This window comes from Niastella vici (assembly GCF_002077945.1).
In the GTDB taxonomy this organism is placed as follows: domain Bacteria; phylum Bacteroidota; class Bacteroidia; order Chitinophagales; family Chitinophagaceae; genus Niastella; species Niastella vici.
In genome coordinates this window covers 571,074-597,501 of sequence record NZ_LVYD01000058.1, presented here as the reverse complement: position 1 = coordinate 597,501, position 26,428 = coordinate 571,074, and the positions used below count along the sequence as shown (strand labels likewise).

At 46.5% G+C, this 26,428-nt stretch carries 22 protein-coding genes; 9 read left to right on the top strand and 13 right to left on the bottom strand.

The window, feature by feature from the left end:
• Nucleotides 1-123: 123 nt before the first annotated feature.
• Genes A3860_RS26345 through A3860_RS26330 form a run of 4 tightly spaced genes read right to left on the bottom strand, consistent with a single transcriptional unit; the run spans nt 124 to nt 2,678 of the window.
• Nucleotides 124-1,263, bottom strand: a complete 1,140-nt coding sequence (locus A3860_RS26345) for an NADH-quinone oxidoreductase subunit D (protein ID WP_081151832.1) — start codon at nt 1,261-1,263, stop codon at nt 124-126.
• A gap of 9 nt (nt 1,264-1,272) precedes the next feature.
• Nucleotides 1,273-1,743 carry an NADH-quinone oxidoreductase subunit C gene (locus A3860_RS26340; RefSeq protein WP_081151829.1) on the bottom strand — a complete coding sequence of 157 codons (471 nt, stop codon included), beginning with the start codon at nt 1,741-1,743 and terminating at the stop codon, nt 1,273-1,275.
• Nucleotides 1,740-2,306, bottom strand: coding sequence for an NADH-quinone oxidoreductase subunit B (locus A3860_RS26335; RefSeq protein WP_081151826.1), 567 nt, complete (start codon nt 2,304-2,306; stop codon nt 1,740-1,742). Before A3860_RS26335 ends, A3860_RS26340 begins: the two co-directional genes overlap by 4 nt.
• Before the next feature lie 21 nt (nt 2,307-2,327).
• Nucleotides 2,328-2,678: an NADH-quinone oxidoreductase subunit A gene (locus A3860_RS26330; protein ID WP_081151823.1), complete on the bottom strand. Its 351-nt coding sequence runs from the start codon at nt 2,676-2,678 to the stop codon at nt 2,328-2,330.
• A 549-nt stretch (nt 2,679-3,227) separates the two neighbouring features.
• Here A3860_RS26330 and A3860_RS26325 point away from each other — a divergent pair.
• The 4 genes from A3860_RS26325 to A3860_RS26310 are packed head-to-tail and all read left to right on the top strand — an operon-like array spanning nt 3,228 to nt 5,199.
• Nucleotides 3,228-3,689 (top strand): carboxymuconolactone decarboxylase family protein, encoded by a 462-nt coding sequence (locus tag A3860_RS26325; RefSeq protein WP_081151821.1) that lies wholly within the window; start codon nt 3,228-3,230, stop codon nt 3,687-3,689.
• 18 nt (nt 3,690-3,707) lie between these two features.
• Entirely contained in the window at nt 3,708-3,926 is a 219-nt protein-coding gene (locus A3860_RS26320) for a hypothetical protein (RefSeq protein ID WP_081151818.1), read from the top strand.
• A 23-nt stretch (nt 3,927-3,949) separates the two neighbouring features.
• Nucleotides 3,950-4,804 carry a sigma-70 family RNA polymerase sigma factor gene (locus A3860_RS26315; RefSeq protein ID WP_245843631.1) on the top strand — a complete coding sequence of 285 codons (855 nt, stop codon included), beginning with the start codon at nt 3,950-3,952 and terminating at the stop codon, nt 4,802-4,804.
• 35 nt (nt 4,805-4,839) lie between these two features.
• Entirely contained in the window at nt 4,840-5,199 is a 360-nt protein-coding gene (locus A3860_RS26310) for a SnoaL-like domain-containing protein (RefSeq protein ID WP_081151813.1), read from the top strand.
• 60 nt (nt 5,200-5,259) lie between these two features.
• On the opposite strand, the gene A3860_RS26305 is transcribed toward A3860_RS26310, so the two are convergent.
• A complete protein-coding gene (locus A3860_RS26305; RefSeq protein WP_081151811.1) occupies nt 5,260-5,832 on the bottom strand; it encodes a dihydrofolate reductase family protein in 573 nt (190 codons plus the stop codon).
• 313 nt (nt 5,833-6,145) lie between these two features.
• Here A3860_RS26305 and A3860_RS26300 point away from each other — a divergent pair, with 313 nt between their 5' ends.
• Both A3860_RS26300 and A3860_RS26295 read left to right on the top strand, forming a co-directional pair.
• Entirely contained in the window at nt 6,146-7,126 is a 981-nt protein-coding gene (locus tag A3860_RS26300; protein WP_081151808.1) for a GlxA family transcriptional regulator, read from the top strand.
• Between the two features lie 18 nt (nt 7,127-7,144).
• Nucleotides 7,145-8,233: a winged helix DNA-binding domain-containing protein gene (locus A3860_RS26295; RefSeq protein WP_081151806.1), complete on the top strand. Its 1,089-nt coding sequence runs from the start codon at nt 7,145-7,147 to the stop codon at nt 8,231-8,233.
• A 7-nt stretch (nt 8,234-8,240) separates the two neighbouring features.
• On the opposite strand, the gene A3860_RS26290 is transcribed toward A3860_RS26295, so the two are convergent.
• The 4 genes from A3860_RS26290 to A3860_RS26275 all read right to left on the bottom strand — a co-directional run bounded on the left by A3860_RS26290 (nt 8,241) and on the right by A3860_RS26275 (nt 12,167).
• Complete coding sequence (locus A3860_RS26290) at nt 8,241-10,358, bottom strand: GDSL-type esterase/lipase family protein (protein ID WP_081151803.1); 2,118 nt, start codon at nt 10,356-10,358, stop codon at nt 8,241-8,243.
• Between the two features lie 65 nt (nt 10,359-10,423).
• The gene (locus tag A3860_RS26285) at nt 10,424-10,690 is read right to left on the bottom strand and encodes an Ada metal-binding domain-containing protein (protein WP_245843630.1); all 267 of its coding nucleotides are present in this window, start codon (nt 10,688-10,690) and stop codon (nt 10,424-10,426) included.
• The gene (locus A3860_RS26280) at nt 10,690-11,301 is read right to left on the bottom strand and encodes an alpha-ketoglutarate-dependent dioxygenase AlkB family protein (protein ID WP_081151800.1); all 612 of its coding nucleotides are present in this window, start codon (nt 11,299-11,301) and stop codon (nt 10,690-10,692) included. Before A3860_RS26280 ends, A3860_RS26285 begins: the two co-directional genes overlap by 1 nt.
• Nucleotides 11,302-11,315: 14 nt before the next feature.
• The gene (locus A3860_RS26275; protein ID WP_081151797.1) at nt 11,316-12,167 is read right to left on the bottom strand and encodes a methylated-DNA--[protein]-cysteine S-methyltransferase; all 852 of its coding nucleotides are present in this window, start codon (nt 12,165-12,167) and stop codon (nt 11,316-11,318) included.
• Between the two features lie 383 nt (nt 12,168-12,550).
• Between A3860_RS26275 and A3860_RS26270 the strand changes: the two genes are divergently transcribed.
• A complete protein-coding gene (locus A3860_RS26270) occupies nt 12,551-13,162 on the top strand; it encodes a hypothetical protein (protein ID WP_081151794.1) in 612 nt (203 codons plus the stop codon).
• 166 nt (nt 13,163-13,328) lie between these two features.
• Complete coding sequence (locus A3860_RS26265) at nt 13,329-14,789, top strand: serine hydrolase (protein ID WP_081151791.1); 1,461 nt, start codon at nt 13,329-13,331, stop codon at nt 14,787-14,789.
• Nucleotides 14,790-14,865: 76 nt separating this feature from the next.
• Here A3860_RS26265 and A3860_RS26260 read toward each other — a convergent pair whose 3' ends face one another.
• The 4 genes from A3860_RS26260 to A3860_RS26245 form a co-directional block, all read right to left on the bottom strand.
• Nucleotides 14,866-16,143 (bottom strand): serine hydrolase domain-containing protein, encoded by a 1,278-nt coding sequence (locus A3860_RS26260; protein ID WP_081151788.1) that lies wholly within the window; start codon nt 16,141-16,143, stop codon nt 14,866-14,868.
• Nucleotides 16,144-16,364: 221 nt separating this feature from the next.
• Nucleotides 16,365-17,354, bottom strand: coding sequence for an MBL fold metallo-hydrolase (locus A3860_RS26255; protein WP_081151785.1), 990 nt, complete (start codon nt 17,352-17,354; stop codon nt 16,365-16,367).
• 38 nt (nt 17,355-17,392) lie between these two features.
• A complete protein-coding gene (locus A3860_RS26250; protein ID WP_081151783.1) occupies nt 17,393-19,948 on the bottom strand; it encodes a polynucleotide kinase-phosphatase in 2,556 nt (851 codons plus the stop codon).
• Nucleotides 19,938-21,368, bottom strand: coding sequence for a 3' terminal RNA ribose 2'-O-methyltransferase Hen1 (locus A3860_RS26245; RefSeq protein WP_081151781.1), 1,431 nt, complete (start codon nt 21,366-21,368; stop codon nt 19,938-19,940). Before A3860_RS26245 ends, A3860_RS26250 begins: the two co-directional genes overlap by 11 nt.
• 357 nt (nt 21,369-21,725) lie before the next feature.
• Here A3860_RS26245 and A3860_RS26240 point away from each other — a divergent pair, with 357 nt between their 5' ends.
• Nucleotides 21,726-26,120, top strand: coding sequence for a hybrid sensor histidine kinase/response regulator transcription factor (locus A3860_RS26240; protein ID WP_158085368.1), 4,395 nt, complete (start codon nt 21,726-21,728; stop codon nt 26,118-26,120).
• Nucleotides 26,121-26,428 lie beyond the last annotated feature (308 nt).

Here is a 26,428-nt window from a genome sequence, read left to right as displayed (position 1 = left end):
AACAAATTGAAGTAAGAAGTATGAGGTAAGAATATTTCCTAATTTTTTTTCTTCACGACTTTCACTTAAACGCCAATCTTCGTACTTCTTACTTCCTACTTCGTAAACTTATATGAACCGAATTTACCTGTCAATGTCAGGTATCACCAAATCTAATGTTCCCATTATCGCCATCAGGTCACCTATCTTACTGCCCCGGCTCATATGATCGAGTGCCGACAAATTCGAAAACCCCGGTGATCTGAATTTAATACGATACGGTGTGGTGGCGCCTTCACTCACGATAAACACGCCCAACTCGCCGCGCGCAGTTTCTACCCTTGAATAAAACTCGCCCCTGGGCAATTTCAACACGGCCTTGGTCTTTGCCTGAAAATCGCCTTCGGGAATATTATCTATCAATTGTTCAATGATGCGGATCGATTGACGCAATTCTTTTATGCGCACCAGGTAACGGGCATAACTGTCACCAGCAGTTTCAACAATTTCATCAAACGATAGGTTGTCGTACACTTCATAAGGATACAACTTCCTGATATCGCAATGCACGCCACTCGCCCGGCCAACGGGCCCGGTACAACCAAAAGAAATGGCATCTTCTTTCGACAGCACGCCAACTCCTTTTGTGCGGTTCTGAAAAATGATATTGCCGGTTACCAGGTCGTCATACTCATCGATCTTATTATTGAAAAGCTGTATAAAGTCTTTTACTCTTTTTTGAAAATTGGGATGCAGATCATACATCACGCCACCCGGCACCATATAGTTCATGGTGAGGCGGGTGCCGCAGGTTTCTTCCATGATGTCATTAATGGTTTCGCGTTCGCGAAAAGCATAAAAGAAGGGCGTGAAGGCGCCGAGGTCCATTGCCATGGCGCCCCACCACAGCTCATGCGAAGCAATACGGGTGAGCTCATCCATCAGCACCCTGATCACCTGGGCGCGCGGTGGTATTTCCAGTTGCAATCCTTTTTCTACACAAAGCACACAACCATGATTATTAATATGGGCCGATAAATAATCCATGCGGCTGGTAACATAAATGAACTGCCGGTAGCTGAGGCTTTCGCACATTTTTTCTATGCTGCGATGGATGTAGCCTAAATGCGGTTCTACTTTTTGAATGGTTTCGCCCTGCAGGGTGATCACCAGGTGCAGCACGCCATGCGTGGCCGGATGCTGTGGCCCTACATTGATCACCAGCTCCCCCTCGGCGGAAGGAAGCGTGGCAGCATCATTTATTATTTGAGTTTCCCTGTACAACTGTCAGTTTTATAGTTTGATCATATTTACCGGGTCTTCGAAATCTTTTCGTAACGGATGCCCGTCAAAATCATCGGTCAGCACTAAACGCCGCAGATCGGGATGATGCAGGAACCGCACGCCAAACAGGTCAAACACTTCCCGCTCATGAAATTCGGCGGTGCGCCAGATATCAGACACCGTTGCTATTTCGGGGTTATTTCTATCGAGCTTTACTTTTACGACCAGTGCCTGCCTGAAGGTGGTGGAAGTAAAATGATATACCATCGTGAGCACTGTTTTGCCGGCAGCGGTTTGCGACCAGTCGATGCAGGTGAGGCAAAACAAATAATCCATTTGCAACACATCGTTCCGCAGCCATTGTGCGAAGGATTTCCAGTCAGCGGTTTCTATAAATACATTTAACCATTCGCCGGTTTCATCAAAAACGGCGTTGGGCCGGTACTGTATGATATTTTCTTTTAATTCCTCCCTGGTCATGATTGCATTTTTTCTGCCCGTATTTGTTCGCGGGTCAATCCGCTTTTAATTTTCTGCTGCAAGGTGATCAATGCATGCAACAGTGCTTCGGGCCGGGGCGGACAACCGGGAATGTACACATCGACCGGGATCACATGATCGGCGCCTTTTACAACCGAATAGGTATTATAGAAGAATGGACCGCCGCTGATGGCGCAGGCGCCCATAGCGACCACATATTTGGGATCGGCCATTTGATCGTACAGGCGTTTGAGCACCGGCGCCATTTTATTCACAATGGTGCCGGCAATGATGATCACATCGGCCTGGCGGGGTGTGGCGCGCGCCACCTCAAATCCAAAGCGGGAGAAATCGTATTTCGAGGAAGCAACCGACATCATTTCAATACCACAACAACTGGTAGCAAAAGTGAGCGGCCATAAAGAATTGGAACGGGCCCAGTTAATGATCTCGTTAAAAGAACTGATCACGATGCCGCCCCCGGGGAGGTCATGTACCTGGCCGGGGAATGCCGTGTTCCCGTTGGATGCGGTTGCTGTTTCTTTATTTAAATTGTTTTCCATTGACGGAGATAGTTTTCCGTATTACATCCATTTTAATGCGCCTTTCTTGTGTGCGTATAAAAAACCGGTAAATAATATGAAAAAGAAAATGGCGATCTCAACAAGCGCCATAATTCCAACTTTCTTAACTACTACGGCCCAGGGATAAACGAAGATCAGTTCTACATCAAAGATCAGGAACAAAAGGGCAAACAGATAATAACCAACATTAAACTGATTCCAGGGAGAGCCTTCAGAAGGTATGCCACATTCATAGGGTTGGCCTTTTTGCGCATTCACCGATCCCCGTACCAAAAATTTTGATACGAGTATGCCGCCGGCCGAAAAAAGAATGGCAGCAATGGTCAACACAAGAAGCGCGACTGATCCCATATGGCGAATTTGACAATTTGAAAATCGGCTGTTGATTCTAAATTTAGCGATTTTATTTCAATTACAACTTTTTGTACTGGAATTAACGAAAGTTGTAATGACTTCAATGTCAATTGCCAATAGGAATTTCGCCATGGCACCAGCGCGAACGCTAATTTTAAGCTATTTAAATAGTTAGTTGACCTGGATTATAGAAGATTCAATGGGGATTATCCTAATAAAAGTGATTTTGCAGATGTAATATGTAATCACGCTGCACCGGTTTACTCTCTTTTGCCATCACCTCAAAAATTAATAACTCTAATTTACTAAATTAATTAGCGATCTATCGAATTAAAGTGCTCTTCTTCTTCATTTCTTGACAATGGTCAATTCTTGAAATTCAACCTGTTTTATACCTGCTTACGGTTATCAACCCGCCTAATTGTACTGCCACTAATTTCCAAATAATTTTAGCTAATCAAAAAAAATCCCTCAAACCTGTCACGTTTTGTTTCACCTGTTTGTTTTACTACCGGAAATCGATTTTAAACAATAAAACAAAATAAAATGGAAGCAAGAATTGGATTTACAGACGTAACAAAAGGCTTATTCGACGGCTTATTCAAAACAGAGATGTATTTGAAAAAATGTGGCCTTGACCATAAACTCCTGGAACTCATCAAATGCCGGGTGTCACAAATAAATGGTTGTGCCTATTGTTTAGACATGCATCACAAAGATGCCACCGCCATGGGTGAAAGCGAGCAACGCCTGTATTCACTGCCAGCCTGGAAAGAATGTCCTTATTATACGGAGGCCGAAAGAGCTGCGCTCGCTTATACCGAAGCGGTAACCAACTTACACCAACATGGCATTACCGATGAGTTGTTTGAAACACTGTCGCAGCATTTTACCAAAGGGGAAATCGCCGATCTCACTATGGCTATCGCTAACATCAATAGCTGGAACCGGCTTAACGTTGCATGGAAAACTGTACCGGGTAATTATAAAGTTGGCCAATTTAATTAATCCTATAACAAACAGGCCATGAGCAAACCACCTAAAAAATGGAAAATGGCTATCCTCATCTGGATAGCCATTTATCCCACTGTTACTTTAGTAGCGCTGTTATTTGGCAATCATTTCGAAAAAATAAATCCGCTCCCTTTGCGAACACTGGCCTCTACTGCTATAGTTGTACCCATTGCAGTTTATGCGTTGGTGCCTGCATTGCAAAAAATAATGTATAATTGGCTGAACAAATAAAGTAAGGCGTAAAATAAGAGCACTTGAAAGATTATCAACACATGCTGTTCCCCTATGCGTATAATATTCTGGGAACAGCAGAAGATGCAAAGGACGCGATACAGGATGTATTGTATAATTTTTTAGCTGCCGGAAAGGAAGGCATGGAAGATCCCAAAAATTACCTTATCCGCAGCGTCATTAATCAATCGATCAATATCAAAAACAAAAGAAAAAAATTGCAACTGGGCGATATGTGGCTGCCCGAACCGGTTGATACGGAAGGTGCAGACACGAACATAAACCTGAGCGAAATTGTTTCTTACTCGCTGTTGATCTTGTTAGAACAATTAAACGCCAAAGAGCGGGCCGTCTTTATTTTAAAAGAAGCCTTTGCATATGCACATGAAGAAATAGCAGAAACCCTTTCTATTACGGTTGAACATTCCCGCAAACTGCTCAGCCGCGCCAAACAAAAGATCGACACGGTGCATGCCCCCGTATCTGCCCCGGCAAAGGAAGGTATTACGCCGGCTATTCTGGAGAAATTCATGCATGCGATCCGGAGCAGGGATACAAAATCGCTGGAGGGTTTGTTAACAGAAGACATTGCCTTTTATGCCGATGGTGGTTCAGCAATTAAGGTATTTGCTAAAAAATGCACCGGTATACAGGAAGTGGCCGATCTGCTCATTTTTGTTTACCATAAATACGATACAGGATTAACATTCACCTTATCTGAGATCAATCATCAACCGGCTTTGTTGCTCTATAATGGTGATAAACTCATAGGATGCCAGGTATTTGGCATTGATGTTGAGAGCAATAAAATATTCGAGATCAGCAACATGCTTGACCCCGAAAAGCTGAAATTGATCAACAATGGAGGATTGGCATAAGTTTTTTAAGTACCTTAATAGTAAATTTTTTTGCTATGACAACGAATCAGATTGCCAACCGGCTGGTTGAACTATGCCGCAAGGGCGAGTTTGAAACTGCCCAAAAAGAGTTGTTTGCAGAAAACGCCATGAGCATTGAAGCACAAGCTGGTGGTGGTTTCGAAAAAGAAACAAAAGGATTGAAAGCCATCATTGAAAAAGGTAAACAATGGAACAACATGGTTGAGTCCATGAAAAAGCTCGAAGTTAGTGAACCCATGGTTGCAAGTAATTCATTTGCATGCACTATGCATATGGATGTTACTATGAAGAACAAGGACCATATGGACATGACCGAGCTTTGTACCTACGAAGTAAAGAATGGCAAGATCGTTTCGGAACATTTTTTTAATTAACAAGCAAGAAGGACCTGTAAGGGAACCCGGCAAAACGGATCGAGCTCTTACAGGTCTTTTTTATTTTACCGCATAATACAATATCACCACCCCCGAGCTGAACACTTCTGTTTTCACCAGTTTCAAATTGAGTATTCCGCTCAACTCCTTAAACACCGGTTTACCACAGCCAATCACCACGGGGTGCACCCACATCCTGAATTCATCAACCAGTCCAAGCTTTGTTAACGCTGTTACTATTTTTCCGCTTCCATACACGATCATGTCTTTCCCCCTGCGGTGCTTTAATTCACTTACTTCTTCCCCAATATTCCTTTTGGCCAGCCGGGCATTATTCCAGCTAACACTTGTCATGCTTTTTGAGAAAACCACTTTGGGGTAACTGTTCAACATAGAAGCAAAATCAAGATCGGTTCGTGGCCTTATCATGTTCACCGGATCCGAATTCCAGTATTGCGCCATGCCCCGGTAAGTAATGCCGCCCAGCAAAATGGTATCGGCCTCACTTAATTGCAGGGCTGTTGCCCTTGCCATTTCCTCGTTCCAGGTTTTAAAATGCCAGTCTAACCCGCAATCAATGCCGGCCATAAAACCATCAAGGGTCACATTCATGGATACAATTACTTTTCGCATATTCCCGTCTGTTTGCTGGTTTGTGCAATACCCCTGTCATTAAAAATGACCTTTACAGTTAATGGCAAACAAATTGCTGCAAGCCGCTTTCTTTTTATTGCCTGTTTCATAAGCATTTGTTTAATGATCAGGTGATGTGCTACAAAGGTACCAACGGCAAATAGGTTTGACAGAGTGTGAAAATGACTTCCTGACGGGTTGTTCGCGACTTTATAGTTTCTTACCTTTAACGGGAAAGGCATAAAGGGTGGATAATCAGACTTAATAACCCCCGGATGCAGGTTGTTAAATAACGACAAATTGCTATATTATTATGAAACACATCAGCATTCTTATTCCGCACGATGCGGTGATGGCCAGTATTGTTGACCCGCGGATCATTTTTACCGGCGTAAACGACTTCCTCGCAGCTGCCGGCAAACCACCAGCCTTTAAAGTACAGCTGGTAGGGCTTACCAAAGAAGTTGAATTGCACAATGGCACTTTTACGGTTCATGCCGATGCCCTGATCGGCGATGTAAAAAAGACCGATCTCATAATGGTGCCGGCCATTGGCGGTGATCTGAGGGCTGCAATCAAAAAGAATGAAGGCTTCACACCCTGGATCATTGATCAATTTCACCAGGGTGCAGAAGTGGCCAGTTTATGCATTGGCGCCTTTCTATTGGCAGCTACCGGGTTATTAAATGGAAAAGAATGCAGCAGCCACTGGCTGTCGGCAAACGAGTTCCGGGAAATGTTTCCCGAAGTAACCCTGGTCGATGGCAGAATTGTTACGGAGCAACAGGGGTTGTATTCAAGCGGCGGCGCTTCTTCCTACTGGAACCTGCTATTGCACCTGGTTGAAAAACATGCCGGCCGCGAAATGGCCATCATGGCTGCCAAAGTGTATGCACTGGAAATTGACAGAAAAACGCAGTCGCCGTTCATCATGTTCAACGGTCAAAAAAAGCATGAGGACGAACCCATAAAACAAGCCCAGGAATTTATTGAGAGTAATGTCACTGAGCGCATCTCGGTTGAAGAGCTGGCCGTAAAATATGCCATCGGAAAACGGCATTTTATCAGGCGCTTTAAAAAAGCCACCAATAACACTCCCATCGAATATATTCAACGCGTAAAAATTGAAGCGGCTAAAAAGCAACTGGAGAACAGCCGCAAGAACGTGAATGAAGTGATGTATGATGTTGGCTATTCCGATGTGAAAGCCTTTAGAACGGTGTTCAGGAAGATCACCGGTTTATCGCCCATTGAATACCGCAACAAATACAACAAGGAAGCGGTTGAAGTTTGAGTTTCTTATTGACATTACATGAGCATAACTGATATTACCCATTGCAGGTTACACAACCAGCAAATTGCTATTACCAAATTCAAAAAAGCGAAAGACATTATCTCCTGGATGGGCGTTATGCAGGCGCAGGATTATCACATGTCGAAATGGGCCGTTGGCATTCGATTGCCATCAGCTACTGAAAAAATTATTGAAGCCGCCATTCATAAAGGAGAAATTCTGAGAACCCATCTCTTACGGCCTACCTGGCATTTGGTAACCGCAGAAGATATTTACTGGATGCTGGCCCTATCGGCGCCCAAATTAAAAGCCCTGGTTAAAGCGCGGCATAAAGAAACGGGACTAACCCCGGCCGTTCTCAGGAAAACCAATTCCATTATTGAAAAGGCATTGACAAAACACGGGCATTTAACCCGCGAGGAACTGTTACAGGAATTTAAGAAAGCAAAGATCGCTGTTGACAATAACCGCTCCTCGCATATTTTTTTCTGGGCCGAAATGGAAGGGCTTATTTGCAGCGGCAGCCTGAAAGAGAAAGAACCAACTTATGCCTTGTTACAGGAGTGGGTGCCCAAAAAGAAAGAACTGAAAAAAGAAGAAGCCATCGCCCTGCTGGCGCAAAAATATTTCAATAGCCATGGCCCAGCCACGCTCTCAGATTTTGTGTGGTGGTCGGGTTTAAATATTACCACCGCCCGGCAGGGGTTGGAAGCCATAAAAGATCAGCTGCAAGAAGAGAAGATAAGCGGACAATCCTACTGGCTGCCCCCATCGCTTGCGGTTCCGCCCAAAAAACAAAACAGCGTTTATTTATTGCCCGCCTACGACGAATACATTATCAGTTACAAAGACCGCTCGGCCATGTACCCCGGCGATCTGAAAAAATTCGCGGTCTCAAATAATGGATACTTCCGGCCTGTTATTGTGGTGAACGGACAGGTAACCGGGATCTGGAAACGAACCGTGCAAAAAGGGAAACTACTGGTAGAAGCACAATTCTTTAAAGCCGTCCCTAAAGCAATACAACCGCTTGTTACCAAAGCCGGGAAAGCTTATGGCGATTTTTTAAACCAATCCACTGAAGTAAAACAATCAGTGATCAATTAACCGAAATTTATTTTCCCATCACCTGTTTTATCACCGGCAATAATTCGCCGGCCCAGGCGGTATATCCTTTTTCAGTAAGGTGAATGCCATCGGGGCGGTAACAACCATCGGCCAGGTTACCAGTAGCTGCATTAATTAATGCTTTTGAAGGATCACAGAAAAAGATGTTCTTGTTATTGACAAATTCTTTTATTTGCTCATGTACCATTGCGTACTTTTTGCGGTAATCATCATTTATAGTATTGCCCGCAGGTAACGGTCCCATAAGCACGATCTTTGCCGTTGGCAATTTTTGATCCAGCGCTTTTAATATGGTTTGAATACCTGCTACTACATCCAGGGCCTCTTCATCCTTGAAATTGTTAACCCCAATTGTCACTACCACTACTGCAGGATCAGCTTTTGAGAATTCGGTATGCTGAATGCGCCATAACAGGTTCTGCGTTCTGTCGCCCCTAATGCCGGCAACGCCATATTTGTACGAACTTAATACGCTGTCAAAGGCACGGGTACCCGCCCCTTTAACCTCCAGGCTTCTATGACCAATGGCTTGCGTAATGGAATTGCCCAGGAACAATACGTCTACTTTGCCAACACTGTCTAGCGAATGTTGAATATCGTCATAATTATCCCACCAGTCGCTCCCATTGCCAAAGCGGTATTCTGCACCGGGCGCCGGAATAACCGCATACATTATTTTCTTGTGAACAGCCTTCAAAATAAAATCAACGATGGGGGTTGGGTTGGCCAAACTGTGCGGATGATGATTAACGCCGGGTTTATGGATCACCTGCAGCTTTCCACCCAATGCCTGCACCTTTTGTTCAAAGATGGCAGTGTTCTCACTCACCGGTACTACATTATCGGCATCACCCACCACATGCAGCATGGGATAACCGCCCTGCACGATCTTATCTACTATATCAATGGGATTGCCCTTGAATGTGCAGGCTGCTGAATCAGTAGCATATCCGAAATCCTTTTTAAAGGTGGCCCACTCTGCAGCGCTGCCTTTTCCGCTTCCTTTACCCCCGGGCCAGCTTTTTACATCCAGCACCGGTGCATCGGCATATACGCAGGCAACTTTATCGGGATTTTGTGCGGCCCAGCTGTATGCATAGATGCCACCTCTGCTGAATCCTTCCAGGCAGGCTTGCTTCGCCAGTCCGGCCTTTTGCAGAAATGCAAAAAATTTATTCCAGCTATCGATCGCCTCTGCATTGCCAAATAATTCGGCCACATCGCAATACACTACATGAAAACCACGGTCGAGCAGGGCGATCTCGGTTTGCGGTTCTACATTCCAGAAACGCGCATTCCAGATCCAGGGCCTGCCTTCGGCTGCGCGGCGGGGTTTTACAATTTTGGCCTTTTTACCATTGAAGGTGAACTCGGCGCAATCATAACCATAATAAGAAGAAACAGTGAACGGTTCTTTTATCTTTTTGAAAATATCGAACGAGGCATCTGTTTTATTGATGATGGCTTCATATACCCGTTTGGCCAGAATAGTAGCGCCTAAGGATGAAGGATGCAAACTATCGGGAAAGGCCGTAAGCATATCGGCCGTGATGCTGTGCAGATCGATCAGCTCGAGCTTTTCTTCAAAAGCGACCTGTCTTATGCGCGGCAGAATAAGTTTGGTTATGGCAGCATCTATATGCTTCATGGTATCGGTAACATAGGAAGTAACCGGCAATAAAAGTATGATACGGGGATGTGAGGGCAGTTGTTGAAATGAATGGACCAGCGTTTTATAATCGGCCATAAAACTATCGATCTGCAACCGGTAAGGCAGGCGGCTGTCGTTGGTGCCCAACTTTATAGTAACAATATCCGGATTGCTTTTTAATGCCTCCTGGTATGCCGGCGTGGCCATGTACGACCGGTCACAATCTTTGATCACGGTTCGGCCCCCCACCCCAAAATTCTTCACTTCATAACTGCTTCCCAGCAATTGCTGCAGCTGTGCCGGATAAGCATTCTTCTCAGGATGCGTGAGCTTTGCCCCGGCGGTAATGCTATTACCAATACACGAAATGCGGATGGGCTTTTGCGCAACAACTACTGAATATGTGAACAGGAAAACAACTAACAGGAAATGGTTGGAAAGTATTTTTTTCATATGGAAGGGCCCTTCGACACTTCGACTTCGCTCAGTGCGAGCCTGCTCAGAATGCTCAGGGCCCGCTAAAATAAGGCATTTTTCCATTCCAGGTAGGCCGCCTGCATACAGCGCGCACAAGGTCGGTAACCTGCCTTAATAGCCTCCTGTTCATTTTGAAAGAATACCCGGTTTGCTACCTTCATTTTTTTGCCCGACACACAGGAAAGCCTGCCGTAAATCTTAGCGGGCCTGTTCCCCCCAAATTGAATGCTCCCGTTCCTGATCAACCGGCGCACCGCCGCCTGCCGGGTTTGGGCATCTTTTCCCAGCTCAATATGCCTCATCATCATTATTGCTGTATCATGGTTCTGAAAGTAAGGTTTACCCGGGGTGTGGTAATGCGTTTTGACTTGGGCAAACAATGCAGCCAGTGCGTTTGGGTGGTATCTTTCATCACCAGCAGGCTGCCATGCTCCAGCATCATGGACACCACTTCCTTTGTTTGTTTATGTTTGAAAGAGAATTTACGCTCGGCGCCAAAACTGAAGGAGGCGATGGTGGAGTCCTTTCCCAATGTTTTTTCATCATCGCTGTGCCAGGCCATGCCTTCCTCACCTGTATGGTACAGGTTCAGTAAAACAGAATTAAATACTTCGCCTGTTTTTTCTTCCACCATTGCTTTCAACTCCAATAATTCTTTTGTCCATTTTAACGCATGCCTGGTAATGTTGGAGTATGCATAGCTGTAATTTTCATTGCCATACCAGGCCACTTTTCGTTTGGTGATAATATGCCGGCCAAAAATGACGGCTTCGTCGTTTTTCCACGCAATGGTCGTCAATAATTTTTCCAGGTAATGATCTGCCTGCTGCCGCGTTAACAACCTGCCATAATAATTAACGGTTCCATCCTGTGGCAAAAAATTTATAGTTTCATCTATATGATTGCTGAATAATTCCATGCTGTTGTCACATTTTAAATGGCAGAAGAAAATTTAGACGCTTCCCAACCAATAATGGCATTTTTACGGGTGGGGCCCCAATGATACTGGCCAAATTCGCCGTTTGCTTTTATTACGCGGTGACAGGGAATTAAAAATGCCACGGGGTTACTGCCCACGGCTGAGCCCACGGCCCGCGATGCCTGGGGATTGTTGAGCTTACAGGCAATGCTGTTGTAGGTTTGCAGTTCGCCCATCGGGATCTTCAGCAAGGTTTCCCATACTTTTATCTGGAAAGGCGTTCCTTTCAAATGCAGCTTTATTTCATGGAGTTTGTTCCAATCCTGCGTAAAAATGAACAGGGCGTTCTGTTGAATTTTGTCGCTCAGCTGCCGGTATTTTGCATTCGGGAACTGGTTCTTTAATTCCTGCAGGGCCTTTTCTTCTTCATCAACAAAGGCCATATAGCAAATGCCCTTGTGCGTGGAGGCAATGATGATGGTGCCGAACGGACTTTCGGCAAAACTGTAATTAATAGCCAGCTGTTCGCCACCGTTCTTGTATTCGCCCGGGGTCATGCCCTCCACCTTTATAAACAGGTCGTGCAGGCGGCTGGTGCCCGATAGCCCCGATTCAAAAGCCGCATCGAGCAGGGTAACCGAAGCGCCTTTTTTCAGCACCTGTTTGGCGTGTTCGAGGGTAAGGTATTGCAGGAATTGCTTGGGCGTAACCCCGGCCCAGTCCTTAAACATGCGTTGAAAATGGAAGGGGCTTACATGCACATGCTCAGCCACCGCTTCCAGCGAAGGCTGGTCCTTAAAATGCTGCCTGTAGAAGTCAATGGCTTCGGCAATCCGGTTATAATTTATTTCCTGTTGCTTTTCCATATACACTATTTCGTCTGTTAATTTTTATTGTTTTTGATTGCCAGACGGAACTTACCATGGCAAAATTTTCATCGCCGATGGCATCATAATGAAAATTTTGCCATGGACGTTTAATACCGCAAATCTCGCCCCGATTTAATGGCTGTAAAACCCGATTCTTGCGCTGTTTACGACTCTGCTAATTTCGCATAAATACCAACCCTTAGCCAGGGTATACCGTATCATTTTAGCATAAAAATGGCTGAGTTTTTGCAAATAATTCACAATTTATTTCACCAAACCGGGTGGTCTTATAAGGTAAAAAAATAGTAACTTCCAATGTCTGGCCATTATATTTACCCCCGGTATTCGTATATAAAACAACAGAAAACAATAATATACATATGAAATTTAGCTTGTCGGTTTTATTAGTGCTCTTTTCAGCAGCCGCTATAGCACAACCAACATTGGTAGAAAAGTTTCAAAAGATCGGAACTGTTCAACAGGCCCAGCAATTCGTAGATGCCAACAAGGACATTAAGCCCGCCCTTTTGCGGCTTACTTATGGCAAAGACACCTCCCTGCTCGACAAACGGTTATTACGGCAAAAACAGGGCGATATCTTTTCCGTAGGCTATGTTACCTACAAAGTAGTGGAAGCAAAAGAATCCATCGCCTACCGGGGCAGTTATATTTTTCTTGATGGCAGCTCTTTGTCACCATCAGAAATAGACAGCCTGAAAAAGGTCATTGTGGCAAAAGCCAATGCCGGCGAATCGTGGGATAAATTGAGTGACCAGTACACCATGGACGGCAACACCACCAAAGGCGACACCGACTGGTTCTTTGGTGAACTCATGTTCCCGAAAGAAGTGCAGGATGCCATTGCGGCGCATAAACAGGGCGATATTTTCTTTGTAGATGTATCGGAGCGCAACTGGCATTACATCATCAAAAAAACCTATGAGGATAAGGTGCAGAAAGACATCGTAGTGCTACGGGCAAACGGAAGATAGCAATTAGCCGCCACATCATATTTAAAGGGTCCTGCCGGATTATTGTGTAGAAACCTACACGGTAAAAACCGGCAGGACATTTTTTTGTGGGAATTTCAACGGCAACGATCTGTTTTGTATTTTGGCGGGTCGTTCTGCCACGATACGCTTTTTAATTCAATTGAATATGAAAACTTTACAACGAAGTATTTTAACCGGTTTACTGTTTACCACAACCTGTTTGGCTGCCAGCGCCCAATTACCGGTGGATAGTATAGCAGCCATTCTCAACAAAGAAGTGCAGCTGAAAAGAACGCCGGGCATTATTGTGGGAACCATCGACGCAACTGGTAAGCGCGAAATCATCAGCGCCGGTTCTTACAGCGACAAAAAAGAAATTCAACCCGACGGAAATACGATTTTTGAAATTGGCTCCATCACCAAGGTATTTACCTCTTTATTGCTGGCCGATATGGTGCAGAAAAAACAGGTAAACCTCGACGATCCCATTTCAAAATACCTGCCTGCTTCGGTAAATGTCCCGGTCATCAAAGGCAAACCGATCACGCTGCAGCACCTGGCCACCCATTCGGTTGGCTGGCCCCGTATGCCGGATAATTATGATCCGCAAAACCTCGACAACCCGTTTTCAGATTACACGGTAGAACAATTATACGATTACGTAAGCCGGAGTAATTTTGATTATGCCCCGGGCACCTGGTTCAGCTACTCGAATGCTGGCTATGGTTTATTAGGCAATATTCTCACCCTGATAGCCGGCAAACCGCTTGAAACCCTGGTAAAAGAAAGGATCTGCACGCCATTGGGCATGACCAATACCACCTATGTATTAACACCTGAGCAAAAAACAAAGCTCGCCGGGGGACATACAGAATACGGAGCGCCTGCTCCCAGCTGGGACCTCCCTGCCATTGCCGGTACCGGCGGCTTGCGGTCGAACATGAACGATATGCTCACTTTTGCTGCCGCCAACCTGGGACTCGTTAAAACCGACCTGTACCCCGCCATGCAGCTGGCGCATGTTCCCCACATTTCAAAAGGAAAGGACGGCCAGGTAACCCTGGGCTGGACGCTGGTAAAAGCCGATAACGGTGATGAATTTTTATGGAAAGATGGTACCACCGCCGGTTACCGCGCCATGATGTTGTTGAACAGAACTAAAAAAACAGGTGTTGTTATTCTCTCCAATTCTTTAAACGAGATCAATGATATTGCCTATCATGTGCTGTACCCGGCTATTCCCGTAAAAACTTATCGCTATACCTGGGCCATGCACGATCTTATACTGGAAACGGCTAAAAGAAAAGGCGCCGATGCGGCCATTGAAGAATACAAAACCATGAAAGCCACCCGCAGTCCGGGTCTGGTGTATGATGTTTCCCAGTTAAACTATGTGGCGAATGACTTGCGGCAGGCCAAGAAAATGAAAGACGCCATCAAGATCTTTGAATTGAATACCCAGGAATATCCCAACTCCTCACCAGCATGGGAAAGCCTGGGCGATATTTATAAACGGAATGGCAAGAAGAAAGAAGCGATAGAAGCGTATGAGAAAGCGGTTGCCGCCGATGCGAAGAATGATCATGCGAAGTGGATCCTGGAAAAGCTGAAGGCTGAAACAAAATAAAAAACGAAAGATAATAATGTAAAAAGGCCTCTGCAGGTTGCGGAGGCCTTTTTGTATTTAAATAAATTTACCCTTATTATTTTTCTGCCGGATTGTACGCTCCATAGATCGCATCGCGGAAACTTTTATGCAGTTTCACCTTGTCGAAGGGCATCAGTTGCGTGAACAATACCGCGGTGAGGTCATTATGAGGATCGACCCAGAACAGGGTGCTGGCGGCGCCATCCCAAAAGAATTCACCTACTGTTCCATTATTTTCTTCTTTGGTTGCGGGCAGTTTCGTGCGCACGGCAAAATCAATTCCAAAGCCAACCTGTCCTTTGCTGGGCAACCACATGCGTTTGGTGATGGTATCGCTCAATTGATTGGTCGACATTAATTTTACGGTTTCCGGTTTCAGGATCTGTACTTTTCCTGATCTTCCACCATGTACCAGCATTTGGGCGAATTTCATATAGTCATCGAGGGTAGAAGTCAGTCCCCACCCACCGGGCTTTAGCGCCCAGTCCTTTGTATTGAACCCATTGGCCCGTTCTTCGGGTACACGGGTCAATACCCCATCATCACTTCTATTATACAAAGCGGCAAAACGCGGGCGGTCTTTTTCCGGCACCACATAGCGGGTGTTGGTCATTTTCAGCGGATCAAAAATTACTTCCTGAAGGTATTGATCGAAAGGCTTGCCGGAAAGCTTTTCAACCAGGCGGGCCTGCACATCAACAGAGGGCCCATAAGCCCATTGATCGCCGGGATGAAATTGCAAAGGCAGGCTGGCCAGTTTTGTTGACATTTCAGCCAGCGTATTGGCCGGGTTCATATAGTCTGCTTTTTTTACCAGGTCGGCCAGGGCTGGAATATCCGTACCGGCAAAACCGGCGGTATGACGGGTAATATCCCGAACAGTGATGGGCCGTTTGGCCGGTTCCACTATAATATTGCCACTGGCATCAACACCCGTAAATACTTTCATGTCGGCATATTCGGGCAGGTATTTACTAAGCGGATCATCGAGTTGAAAAGCCCCTTTCTCGTATAACGTCATCAGGGCCACGCCGGTCACCGGTTTGGTCATGGAGAAAATACGTACAATGGTATTGCGGTCCATACGCACATTGGCTTCGCGGTCGGCCAGGCCAAATGCATTGAAATATACTTCCTTTCCATTTTCGAAGATGAGCGCAGAAACGCCTGCTATTTTGTTGGAATCAATAAACCTTTTTAAGGTGGCGTCGATGCGGGTTTTTACTTCCGGGGTAACCACAGGTGCCGGTTTGTATTTATTGGTAGAAACAGCCAGCTGAAAGGCGCTGGCAATAAGCAGAACGGGCAATATGGCAAGGATCGATCGTTTCATGGAATTTTTTTTTAATCTTTCGAAGGCAATGAGGCCCTGAATTTAAAAAGATTTCATGACATCGACCGATCCTATTATGCCGGAAGATGATTATGTTTTGATTAAAATCCGGGCAAATGACTGGTTGTTAAAGGAGTATTTAATAACCCGTGCAGTTTGAGCGATAACCGTGCAGTTTCAGCCTAAAAGCGTGCAACAAAAAAGAAATAAAACAGCGTAAGTCACATCCACCAATGTGAATTATATTCACCACCCGTTACCTGTGTGGGCACACCCGGCCTGGGTATAAATAAAGGGATGCTTTTTTCATGCGCGATCTTCAATAATCTTTCAATGGGTTCCTTCCAGGCATGTAGCGACAGGTTGAACGTGCCCCAGTGTATGGGCATCAGCAGCTTTCCCTTTAACGCCAAATGCGCCTTTGCTGCGTTGTCGGGCCCCATGTGAATATCGGCCCAGCTTTTATTGTAAGCGCCTATTTCCAGCATGGTGAGGTCAAAAGGCCCATAGGCTTCACCGATCTCCTGAAAACCGTCGTACCAGCCCGAATCGGCGCCAAAATAAATGTTATGGTTAGTTGTTTTCAAAACAAAAGATGACCACAGGGTCTCAAACCGGTTGTGCAATCCACGGCCACTAAAATGCCGGGCCGGCAGTGCGGTAATGGTACAACTATTCGCAATGGTGGCACTATCCATCCAGTTCATTTCGGTGATCCTTTCTTCCTGTATACCCCAGGCTTTTAAATAGGGAGCCACGCCCAGCGAACAATAGAACGGCACGTTACTATTGGCAAATTGGGGTATCACCTGCCGGTCGAGGTGATCGTAATGATCGTGCGAAATAATGATGGCATCCAGTGGCGGCAGGTCTTTTATTGCCAGTGGTGCGGGAAAGAATCTTTTCGGTCCCATCCAGGACAGGAAGGATGCGCGGCTGCTCCACACGGGATCGGTGAGTATACGCAGTCCATCAACTTCTATGAGCAACCCTGAATGTCCCATCCAGGTAATGCGCAAACCTGTTTCGGGTGCCTGCTGGTATATTGACACATCGGTAGCAAAAGGGCCCAACTGTTTTTTGGGGGTTGTTTCTGCTTTATTGGTAATGTACTTCCATAAAACAGCGGGTAGCGATCCGGTACTCACATTGGTGGGCACCGGGTTCAAATACTTTTTGCCTTCTTTTACCGCCGCGTGTAAATATTGCATAACGATGATGTCTTGTGTTTGAACAATTGCGCTATTGCTTACAACCTGGGATCCACCGGTTCGCTTTCCAGGGCCAGCACGCCAAAAACGCATTCATGTACCCGGCGCAGGGGTTCCTTTTTGATGAACCGTTCTAACCCTTCCAAGCCCAATGCAAACTCGCGCAAGGCCAGCGACCGCTTGGCGCTCAACCCTCTTGCCTTTAACCGGTTCAAATTCTCCGGCGTGCTATATTCCGGTCCGTAAATAATACGCAGGTATTCCTGTCCTCTTATTTTAATAGCCGGTTGCACCAGCCCCTTTTTATTGGTGTGAATATACTGAAATGGTTTCACCACCATGCCTTCACCGCCTTTGGCCGTTAATGACAGCCACCAGTTGGTGGCATCTGCTATACTGGCTTCGTTATTCAGATCAACGATCTTATACGGCGTTGCCAGCAGCACTGACGAATCGGCATCACAGATCTCCTGGATGTTTTCCATATGCCATTCGTGCGACTCGTGCACCCAGCTTTTGCCTTCGGTAGCGAGAATATGAAACGGCGCCAGCTTATAATCCGTTAGCTTATGCACGGGCCAGCAATAGCGCCGATAGGCATGAATGAACTGACTGGTTTGCGCTTTCTTCAATTTATATTTCTCCAGCAGAGGAAGCGCAGCATCATCCGCCAGCCGGCGGGTTGCTTTTTGCAAGGCTTCTACGGCACTCCAGGTACCCTGTGTGGCTGCAGCGCCTACTGAGCCGTATTGTGTTTCGAGCAGGCTTTGCGCTTTGGCGCTCCAGGGCATCAGCTCCGCATCCAGGCAAACCCAACTTGTTTGGAACCGGTCATAAAACCCTGACTTCTCCAACGCATTGTTCACCAACAACAGGAAATCCTGCTCTACTTTCTTTTCATTAAAATAGTTTCTGCCGGTGCGGGTATACACAACTCCGATACCTTCGTTCTCTATACCGAATGTCTTTTGTATAGCTTCCTCATCGCGGCCCACAATTACCACTGCCCGCGAGCCCATGTGTTTTTCTTCGCAGACCAGTTTCTCTACACCTGCATTCTTATAATAGTCAAATGCTTCGGCCGGATATTCGAGATAGCCATCCAGTTTGCTGGTCTCTGACGGACTCATCGTGGGCGGCAGGTAGATCAGCCATTTGGGATTGATGGCAAACCGGCTCATCACTTCAAGGGCCGTAATGGCATTTTCTTCCCGAATGGTAACGTTATGCCCGTAGGTGGTTTGTACAATGTGCTTGCCGGTTACGTCCTCAAGATCCAGCACATCGTCGTGCTGTTGTTGCAGCGAAAGCACCGTTTCGGCTTTAATCAAAGGCCGTTTCGATACTTTGTATTCTTTCGCGGCAGGTACTGACACTAACTCTTTTTCCGGATAACGCAAAGCCGTCAATTTTCCGCCAAAAACGCAACCGGTGTCAATGTCAATAGTGCGGTTCAACCACTGCGGTTCGGGTACGGGTGTATGTCCGTATACCACCATCGCCTTGCCTTTGTATTCTGCCGCCCAGTTATATCGAACGGGCAATCCAAATTCATCTATTTCGCCGGTAGTTTCTCCATACAGGCAAAACTCGCGCACGGCGCCGGAGCCGCGGCCATGCATTTCTTCGCGCAAACCAGCGTGCGCCACCACCAGGTTACCGTCGTCAAACACATAATGGCTGATGAGGCCGTCAGTAAATTGTTTTACCTGTGCCCGGAATTCGGGCGTTTCCATTGCCAATTGATCAATAGATTCCTGCAGGCCATGGGCGATGGTCACATTTTTTCCATTCATCCACTTCAGCAATTTCGCATCGTGGTTGCCGGGCACGCAATAGCCCAGCCCCGCATTTACCTGGTTCATCACCAGCCGCAATACGCCCGGCGTATCAGGACCGCGATCAACCAGATCGCCCACAAATACCAGCTTGCGGCCGGCCGGGTGTTGATATAATCCTTCAATATTTTCATAACCCAGCTCATTTATCAAATCGACCAACTCATCGTAACAGCCATGCACATCGCCAATGATATCGAGCGGACCATTCTCATCCTTCATATTGTTATACAGCGGATCGCGAATAATACTTTCTATGGCATCTACCTCCTCGGGCGTGCGCAATTCCACAATGGTGCGAAAGCCTTCGAGCTTTAAATGCTTAAGGCCTCTTCTCAGCTGACTGATCTGCTGTGGTATTACATGCGCGCCCAGGTCGCGATCGGGCCGGGTGGCACTGCGCTGGCTGCACAATTTCTCCGGCATATTAACAACAATGGCCACCGGTAACACATGGTATTCGCGGGCCAGCCGTACCCAGTCCTTACGTCCCTCTTCCTGTACATTGGTGGCATCGATCACGGTGAGCAAGCCGGCTTTCAGCCGTTTCGCTGTAATAAAACGTGCCAGGTCAAACGCATCTGTAGATGCTTCCAAACTGTTCTCATCATCACTAACCAATGCCCGGCAATGATCTGAGGAAACGATCTCGGTGGGTTTAAAATGCTTTCGTGCAAAGCTTGATTTACCCGAGCTCGATGCACCAATCAACACCACCAACGATAATTCCGGTATATGTATGTTCTTATTTGCCATATGATAAAAACCTGTTCATTCCAATGATCATTTGTTTTGTTGTAAAAACCGCCATTTGCGTCAGGGCGCCCACCCCGGGGTCTTCCTCGCCTACCGGCTTATACACCACACTGTAATTGTATTGTTCAGCAATGCGATTGCCCCATTGCTGAAATTCGGCCCTCGTCCATTCAAAACGGTGATCGGCATGCCGCATTTCTCCGGCCGGCAGGCCATCAAACTTTGTATTGTATTCTGCATTGGGTGTAGTGATCACCACATCCACCGGTTTTGCATACTTGAAGATGATCTTCTCCAGGGCAGCCAGCTGTGGTTCATCTAAGTGTTCTATTACTTCTACCAGGGCGGCCGCGTCGAACCCTTCAATGCGTTTATCGCGGTAAGTGAGCGAGCCCTGTATCAGTTCTATCCGTTTCCGTTGGGCGGTGGGCAGTTTATCGAGCTTTAATTTATCTTTTGCGATCTCCAACGAGCGGTAACTTACGTCCATCCCCAGCACCTGCTCAAACTGTTTTTCTGCCATCAGTAAGCGCAACAACTTCCCTTCCCCACAGCCCAGGTCAACGACGGTTTTGGCGTTTGCCTGCAAAAGTTCATCCCGTACTGCCTGTAAACGCAGGTCGTGCACGCGTTCCTTTTGTTCCGGTTCGGGGTTGTCGTCTTCGGTGGCTGAACCGGTTGTTTCATCCTGTAACAAAATTTCCATGGCCTGGTTCGCCAAACTGCGCTGATGTTTTAAATACCGCATGGTGATGAATTCTTTTGCGGGATGTGCCGGCAACCAGTCCTTCCCTTTTTCCAACAACTTTTCTATTTCATGCTGGCCTATCCAGTAATGTTTATCATTATCACAAACCGGGATCAAAATATACAGGTGCGATAACAATTGCTGAACAGTGAGCGTATTTTTCAGGCGAAGCGTAAAATACCGGCTTTCACCCCATTCGGGGAATTGCGGATCAACCGGATGGCGTTGTAGTATGATGGTATAGCCCAACGGTTCAAACAATTCTTTCACCACCGCTTCTCCCCCGCGAACGGGTATGGCGGCGATCTCCACTTCAAATGGCATTGGCACGGCAACCAGTTCAGGCTTATCCTTACAACGGCCGTTCATGGCCGTTGAAAACGCTTTTGCAATGGCAGCACTCATAAAGGAGCTGGCCACGTATGGCCGGTCGTTCACATATTGTTCCAGGGCAAAATCATTGCCACGCGGCCCACTGCTGCGGCGCACCAGGGCCACGGGGTCAATATCGAGCAATAAACAAATTGTGCAACGTGCTGATGAAACCTCGGGGTAAAAGACATGCGCAACACCGGTAGAAATTTCAATATCATGCACCTTGCCGGGGTGCTTATGTAATAAATAACTCAGGTCGGAAGCTGGCTGGTGGGTGCATGTAATAGTTAATAGCATAAAAACAATTCAACAGCAATTTCTTTAATTTTTGGCGATCTATAAAAAAAACAGCTGCCAGTATGCCCGGCAGCTGTTATCAATAACCAAAAACCCTAAAATGTAACCAAGGCCTTTGCACGATCACTACGAATTCTTTTTGGGGCCTTTTTGTACTTATTTGATAGCATAAGGCGGGCATAGTTTAAGCCAGACTCATCCGAATAGACAAATCGGCCAATCACCGCGATAAAAGGCAAGTTTTCCGGTTCCAAACCGCTATAAATCGCTGAAAAAAGGTAAATTCTACAAGTAAATCGCTACTTTCACTATGTTAAAAGGGCGGTATTTGCTGTACGATTGTTTTGTGCTATGCGTATGATTGCCAGATATTTTTGTTGCCTGTTGCTACTGCAGGCCCTTACTGTGGGAAGCCTTATTGCGCAACCCAAATGCAAGATTGAACATTACTCTACCGAAGACGGGCTCTCGCATGATATTATCACCTGCATTTTTAAAGACCGCGAAGGGTTTATGTGGTTCGGCACCTGGAACGGTATCAATCGTTTTGATGGACAACGGTTTGTTATCTACAAATCATCGCCGGGCGACAAATCGTACCTGAAAAGCCACCGCATTGACCAGATCATGGAAGATGATTACCTGCAGTTGTGGTTACAGGGCTACGATCAAATGGTATACCGCTTCAACAAACGCACCGAAAAACTATTGCCGCTCTCTTCCATTCTGAAACTGCCGCTGCGCAACAAATATGCCTTCCGGCGCATTCTCTCTACCAGGAATGGCAGAATATGGCTGGAAACGTTGAATGAAGGTTTAATAATGGTGACGACACCACAGGCCGATTCCGCCGGCAGTTACTATACCTACCAGGAAGGGCTAACAAAAGATTTCAGTCTCCCTTCCAATCATCTCCTGTTCTTTAAGGAAATGAAGAATGGTACTATCTGGATAGGCACCGAGAAAGGATTGGTTTGTTTGCAACGCGATGCAAAAGGGGTTTATAAAAATGTGACGAATGATTTTTTTCCCACCAAAGTTGCGTACACATGCATAACAAATACAGCAGATGAACTACCCTACTTTGGCACCAGCGATGGCCAACTATTGTATATAGAACCCGATGGTTCCATTGCCTTGAGAAAATGCTGCCAGTCGGCCATCCATACTTTAAAATTCAGCAAAGACGCAACAAAATTGTATGTTACCACGGCCGGTGGAGAATTGATGTCATTTGATCTTACGGGGCATATTCCCTCATACGCAAAAAAGTATTTGATCAATGATAAGAACAACCCACTGTTCGCGGTGTACGAAGACAAGAGCGGCTACCTTTGGGTAGAACCGCAACGCGAAGGCGCCATCAGAATTAACCCGGTTACCGGAAAGCTGAAAACCTACCAGCAACCCAACAACGCGAAATATAATTACGCGGGCGATCGCTTCACCGTTTTTGAAGATAACCAGGAGCGTATATGGGTGAATTTAAAAGGCGGCGGCTTTGGCTATTATGATTCCGTAACCGATAAGGTGGAATATTTTTACAACGAACCCAATGCGGCCAATCACCAGTTCTCAAACATCGTTAATGCCATATTCTACGAACCCTCGGGCATTTTATGGTTGCGTACCATTGAGCGGGGTATTGAAAAAATAACTTTTCCCCGCAACAATTTTGAGCAGCAATTGCTGATAAATCCCGCACCCTTCCTAAGTGACAATGAAGTGCGCGGACTGTGTGAGGATCGCAAAAAGCGCTTATGGATTGGCGCAAAAGGCAATAACCTGTATGTACGGGAAAATGGCCACCCCGTGAACGACCTGTTCGTGAATATGCCCCCGCAAGGGTTAGGGCTGGTTTATGTGATCATGCAGGACAAAGCCGGCAACATCTGGCTGGGTACCAAGGCGCATGGGCTGTATAAAGCCGTTCCATTGAATAAGGATGAAACGAAATACCAGCTCTATCATTATATGCATGATCCGGCTGATCCCACCAGCATCCCCCATAATGAAGTGTATGCGCTGCTCGAAGATGAAGCCGGCAGAATATGGGTAGGCAGCTTTGAGAACGGTTTAAGCCTTATAGTGCAAGAAGGCGACCACGTTACCTTTCTGCACGACAAAAACGCGCTGAGCGACTATCCCGCTAATATCTTTCGTAAGATCAGGCATATGACGCTGGACAAACAGGGCAACTTGTGGCTGGGCACTACCGATGGGTTAATGATCGTGAACACCAGCAACCCCGCTAAATTCACCTATGCCATGTACCAGAAAATTCCCGGCGATGTGCAAAGCCTGGGGAACAACGATATTCAATACATCTTTCGCGACTCCTATAACAATATGTGGCTGGCCACTTCGGGCGGCGGTTTGAACCAGGCCATAGGTGATGACCCCATGAGGAATTTGCGCTTCCAGGTATATACCACGCAACACGGCTTGCCGAATGATTACCTGTTGTGTTGTGTAGAAGATAGGACGCATCATTTATGGATCGCCACGCAAACCGGTCTCTCCCGGCTTGATTTAAAAAATAAAACTTTCCGAAATTACAGCTCATATGATGGCGTACCGAAGTATGCCTTTTCCGAAGCATCGGGTTTGCGTCGCCAGGATGGCCGCGTGGTGTTCGGCACTATTAAAGGCTATCTCACCTTCGATCCCAAAACCATTGTCGATCATCCCATACATGCGGAGATGGCGTTCACCAATCTGCAAATAAACAATACCAATATTGTGGCGGGCGGCAAGGATGCAATTATGCCTTTCTCTGTTGATTACACGCCGGAACTCAAACTGAAGTACAATCAGAATATCATCAGCATCGATTATGCGGTGCTCGACTACCGTTCGAGCGACAAACAATCGTATGCCTATCGCTTGCAGGGTTTTGATACCGGCTGGCATAATAACCGCAGCGAACGCCGCGCTACGTATACCAACCTGCCACCGGGTGATTATGTGTTTGAAGTAAAATGCACCAACCAGGAACTGTACAGCAATGTACCGGTGAAAAGCATGCACATCACCATTTTGCCGCCGTGGTGGAAAACATGGTGGGCTTATGTATTATATGTGCTCATCGCTGCCATCATCTTTGAAATTGTGCGGCGGGCAGTGCTCACTATGTTGCGGTTGCGGCATCGTATTGCGGTGGAGAAAAAACTGGCTGAGCTGAAATTGAATTTCTTCACCAATGTATCGCATGAGCTGCGCACCCCGCTTACGCTGATCCTGAACCCTATTGAAGAAATCGGTAAACAACAAAACCTTACGCCACAAAGCAAACAATATGTGGAAGTGGTGCGCAAGAATGCCAACCGCATGGCGCGGTTCGTGAACCAGTTGCTCGATCTGCGCAAACTGCAAAGCGGCAAGGCTGTTATTCATCCCTCCAAAGTAGAAGTGGTCTCCTTTGTAAAAAGCATCGGCGAATACTTTTTGGAACTGGCGCGCGAAAAACACATCGACTTCCAGGTAGTAAGCGAACAACGCGAGCTGGAAGCCTGGCTCGATCTCGACAAAATAGAAACCGTCATCTATAACCTCGTAGCCAACGCCTTTAAATTTACACCGGAAGGAAAAGCCATTCGTATTCATCTTTCCAAACAACAGGACAAAATAGAAATTGCCGTAAGCGATCAGGGCAAGGGGGTGCCGCAAGAACACCTCAATCAGATCTTTGAGTTGTTCTACGAAGAACCCGAAACCAATGGCAAACCGGTGAAAGGCACAGGTATCGGTCTCGCCCTGTCAAAAGAAATGATCGCGGTGCATGGCGGAACTATTGCTGCCCATAATAATAAGGAGGGCGGGCTCACCGTCACGGTAACTTTACCGGTAGGCAAAGCCCCGGCGCAAAAAACGACACCCGGGTTTTTGCAACATGCAGAAGCCACCAGCGAGATGCTGGAAGGACAAGCCACTACACGAGAAGAAGAAGCGATCAACGCCAATGGAAATGGCGATCTTCCCCTGTTACTGGTGGTGGAAGACAATGCCGATCTGCAGGCATTTTTGAAAACACAGTTAAATACCTTGTACCGGGTGGAGACTGCCAGTGATGGCGAGGAAGGCCTGGCGAAAGCGCTGGAGCTGCAACCCGACCTGGTGCTGAGCGATATCATGATGCCGAAGATGGATGGCATTCAATTGCTCGCTCAATTAAAGAACAACCTGGCCACCAGTCATATCCCCGTAATTTTATTAACCGCCAAAAGCGCCATTGAAAGCCAGATCGAAGGACTGGAATATGGGGCCGACTATTATATTACCAAACCATTCCGCCACGATTTCCTGGTAGCGGCCATCCGCAACCTCATCAACCAACGCAAAAAAATCCTGGCAGCTGCACTGGAAGGTAAAAAGGCCTTGCAGCTGGAACCGGGCGAAGTCACCATTACCTCGCGCGATGAAACCTTTCTGCAACAGATCATTGCCATTGTGGAAGAAAAAATGGCAGATGTTGATTTCAATATCGATACGGTTGCCGAAAGTATTGCCATGGGCAGAACGACCTTCTACCGCAAATTCAAAGGACTGACTGGATTAGCCCCCGTTGAATTTGTGCGCGAGATGCGATTAAAACGCGCCAAACAATTGCTCGATTCCGGTTATGGGAACATTTCCGAGATCGCGTATTCCGTTGGCTTCAACAATGCGAAATATTTCAGCACGTGTTTTAAGGCGAAGTATGAGGTTACGCCGAGTGATTATTTGAAGCAATTGGGAAAAGAAAAGCAGTAGTAAATAAAACTACAGTTGCAGGTTTCAAGTTACAGGTTACAGGGAATACATGATAAGACTATAGTTACCGGTTACCAGGTCCCGGTTACCGGGCAAAAATTTTAGAGAACCCGATTATAGGTAGCATGATAGAAATTCAAGCCCTGGTAACTGGAAACCGGTAACTGGTAACTTGCAACCTGAAACCTGTAACAGTTTCTTTCACCGCACCCAAGGTCCAAAATATTTCTTGAGTATCACCTTCTTACCCTCCCCACCAATTATTGAACCATTTCGGTCAATTAACAAACCTGCCCCCGGTCGCTGAC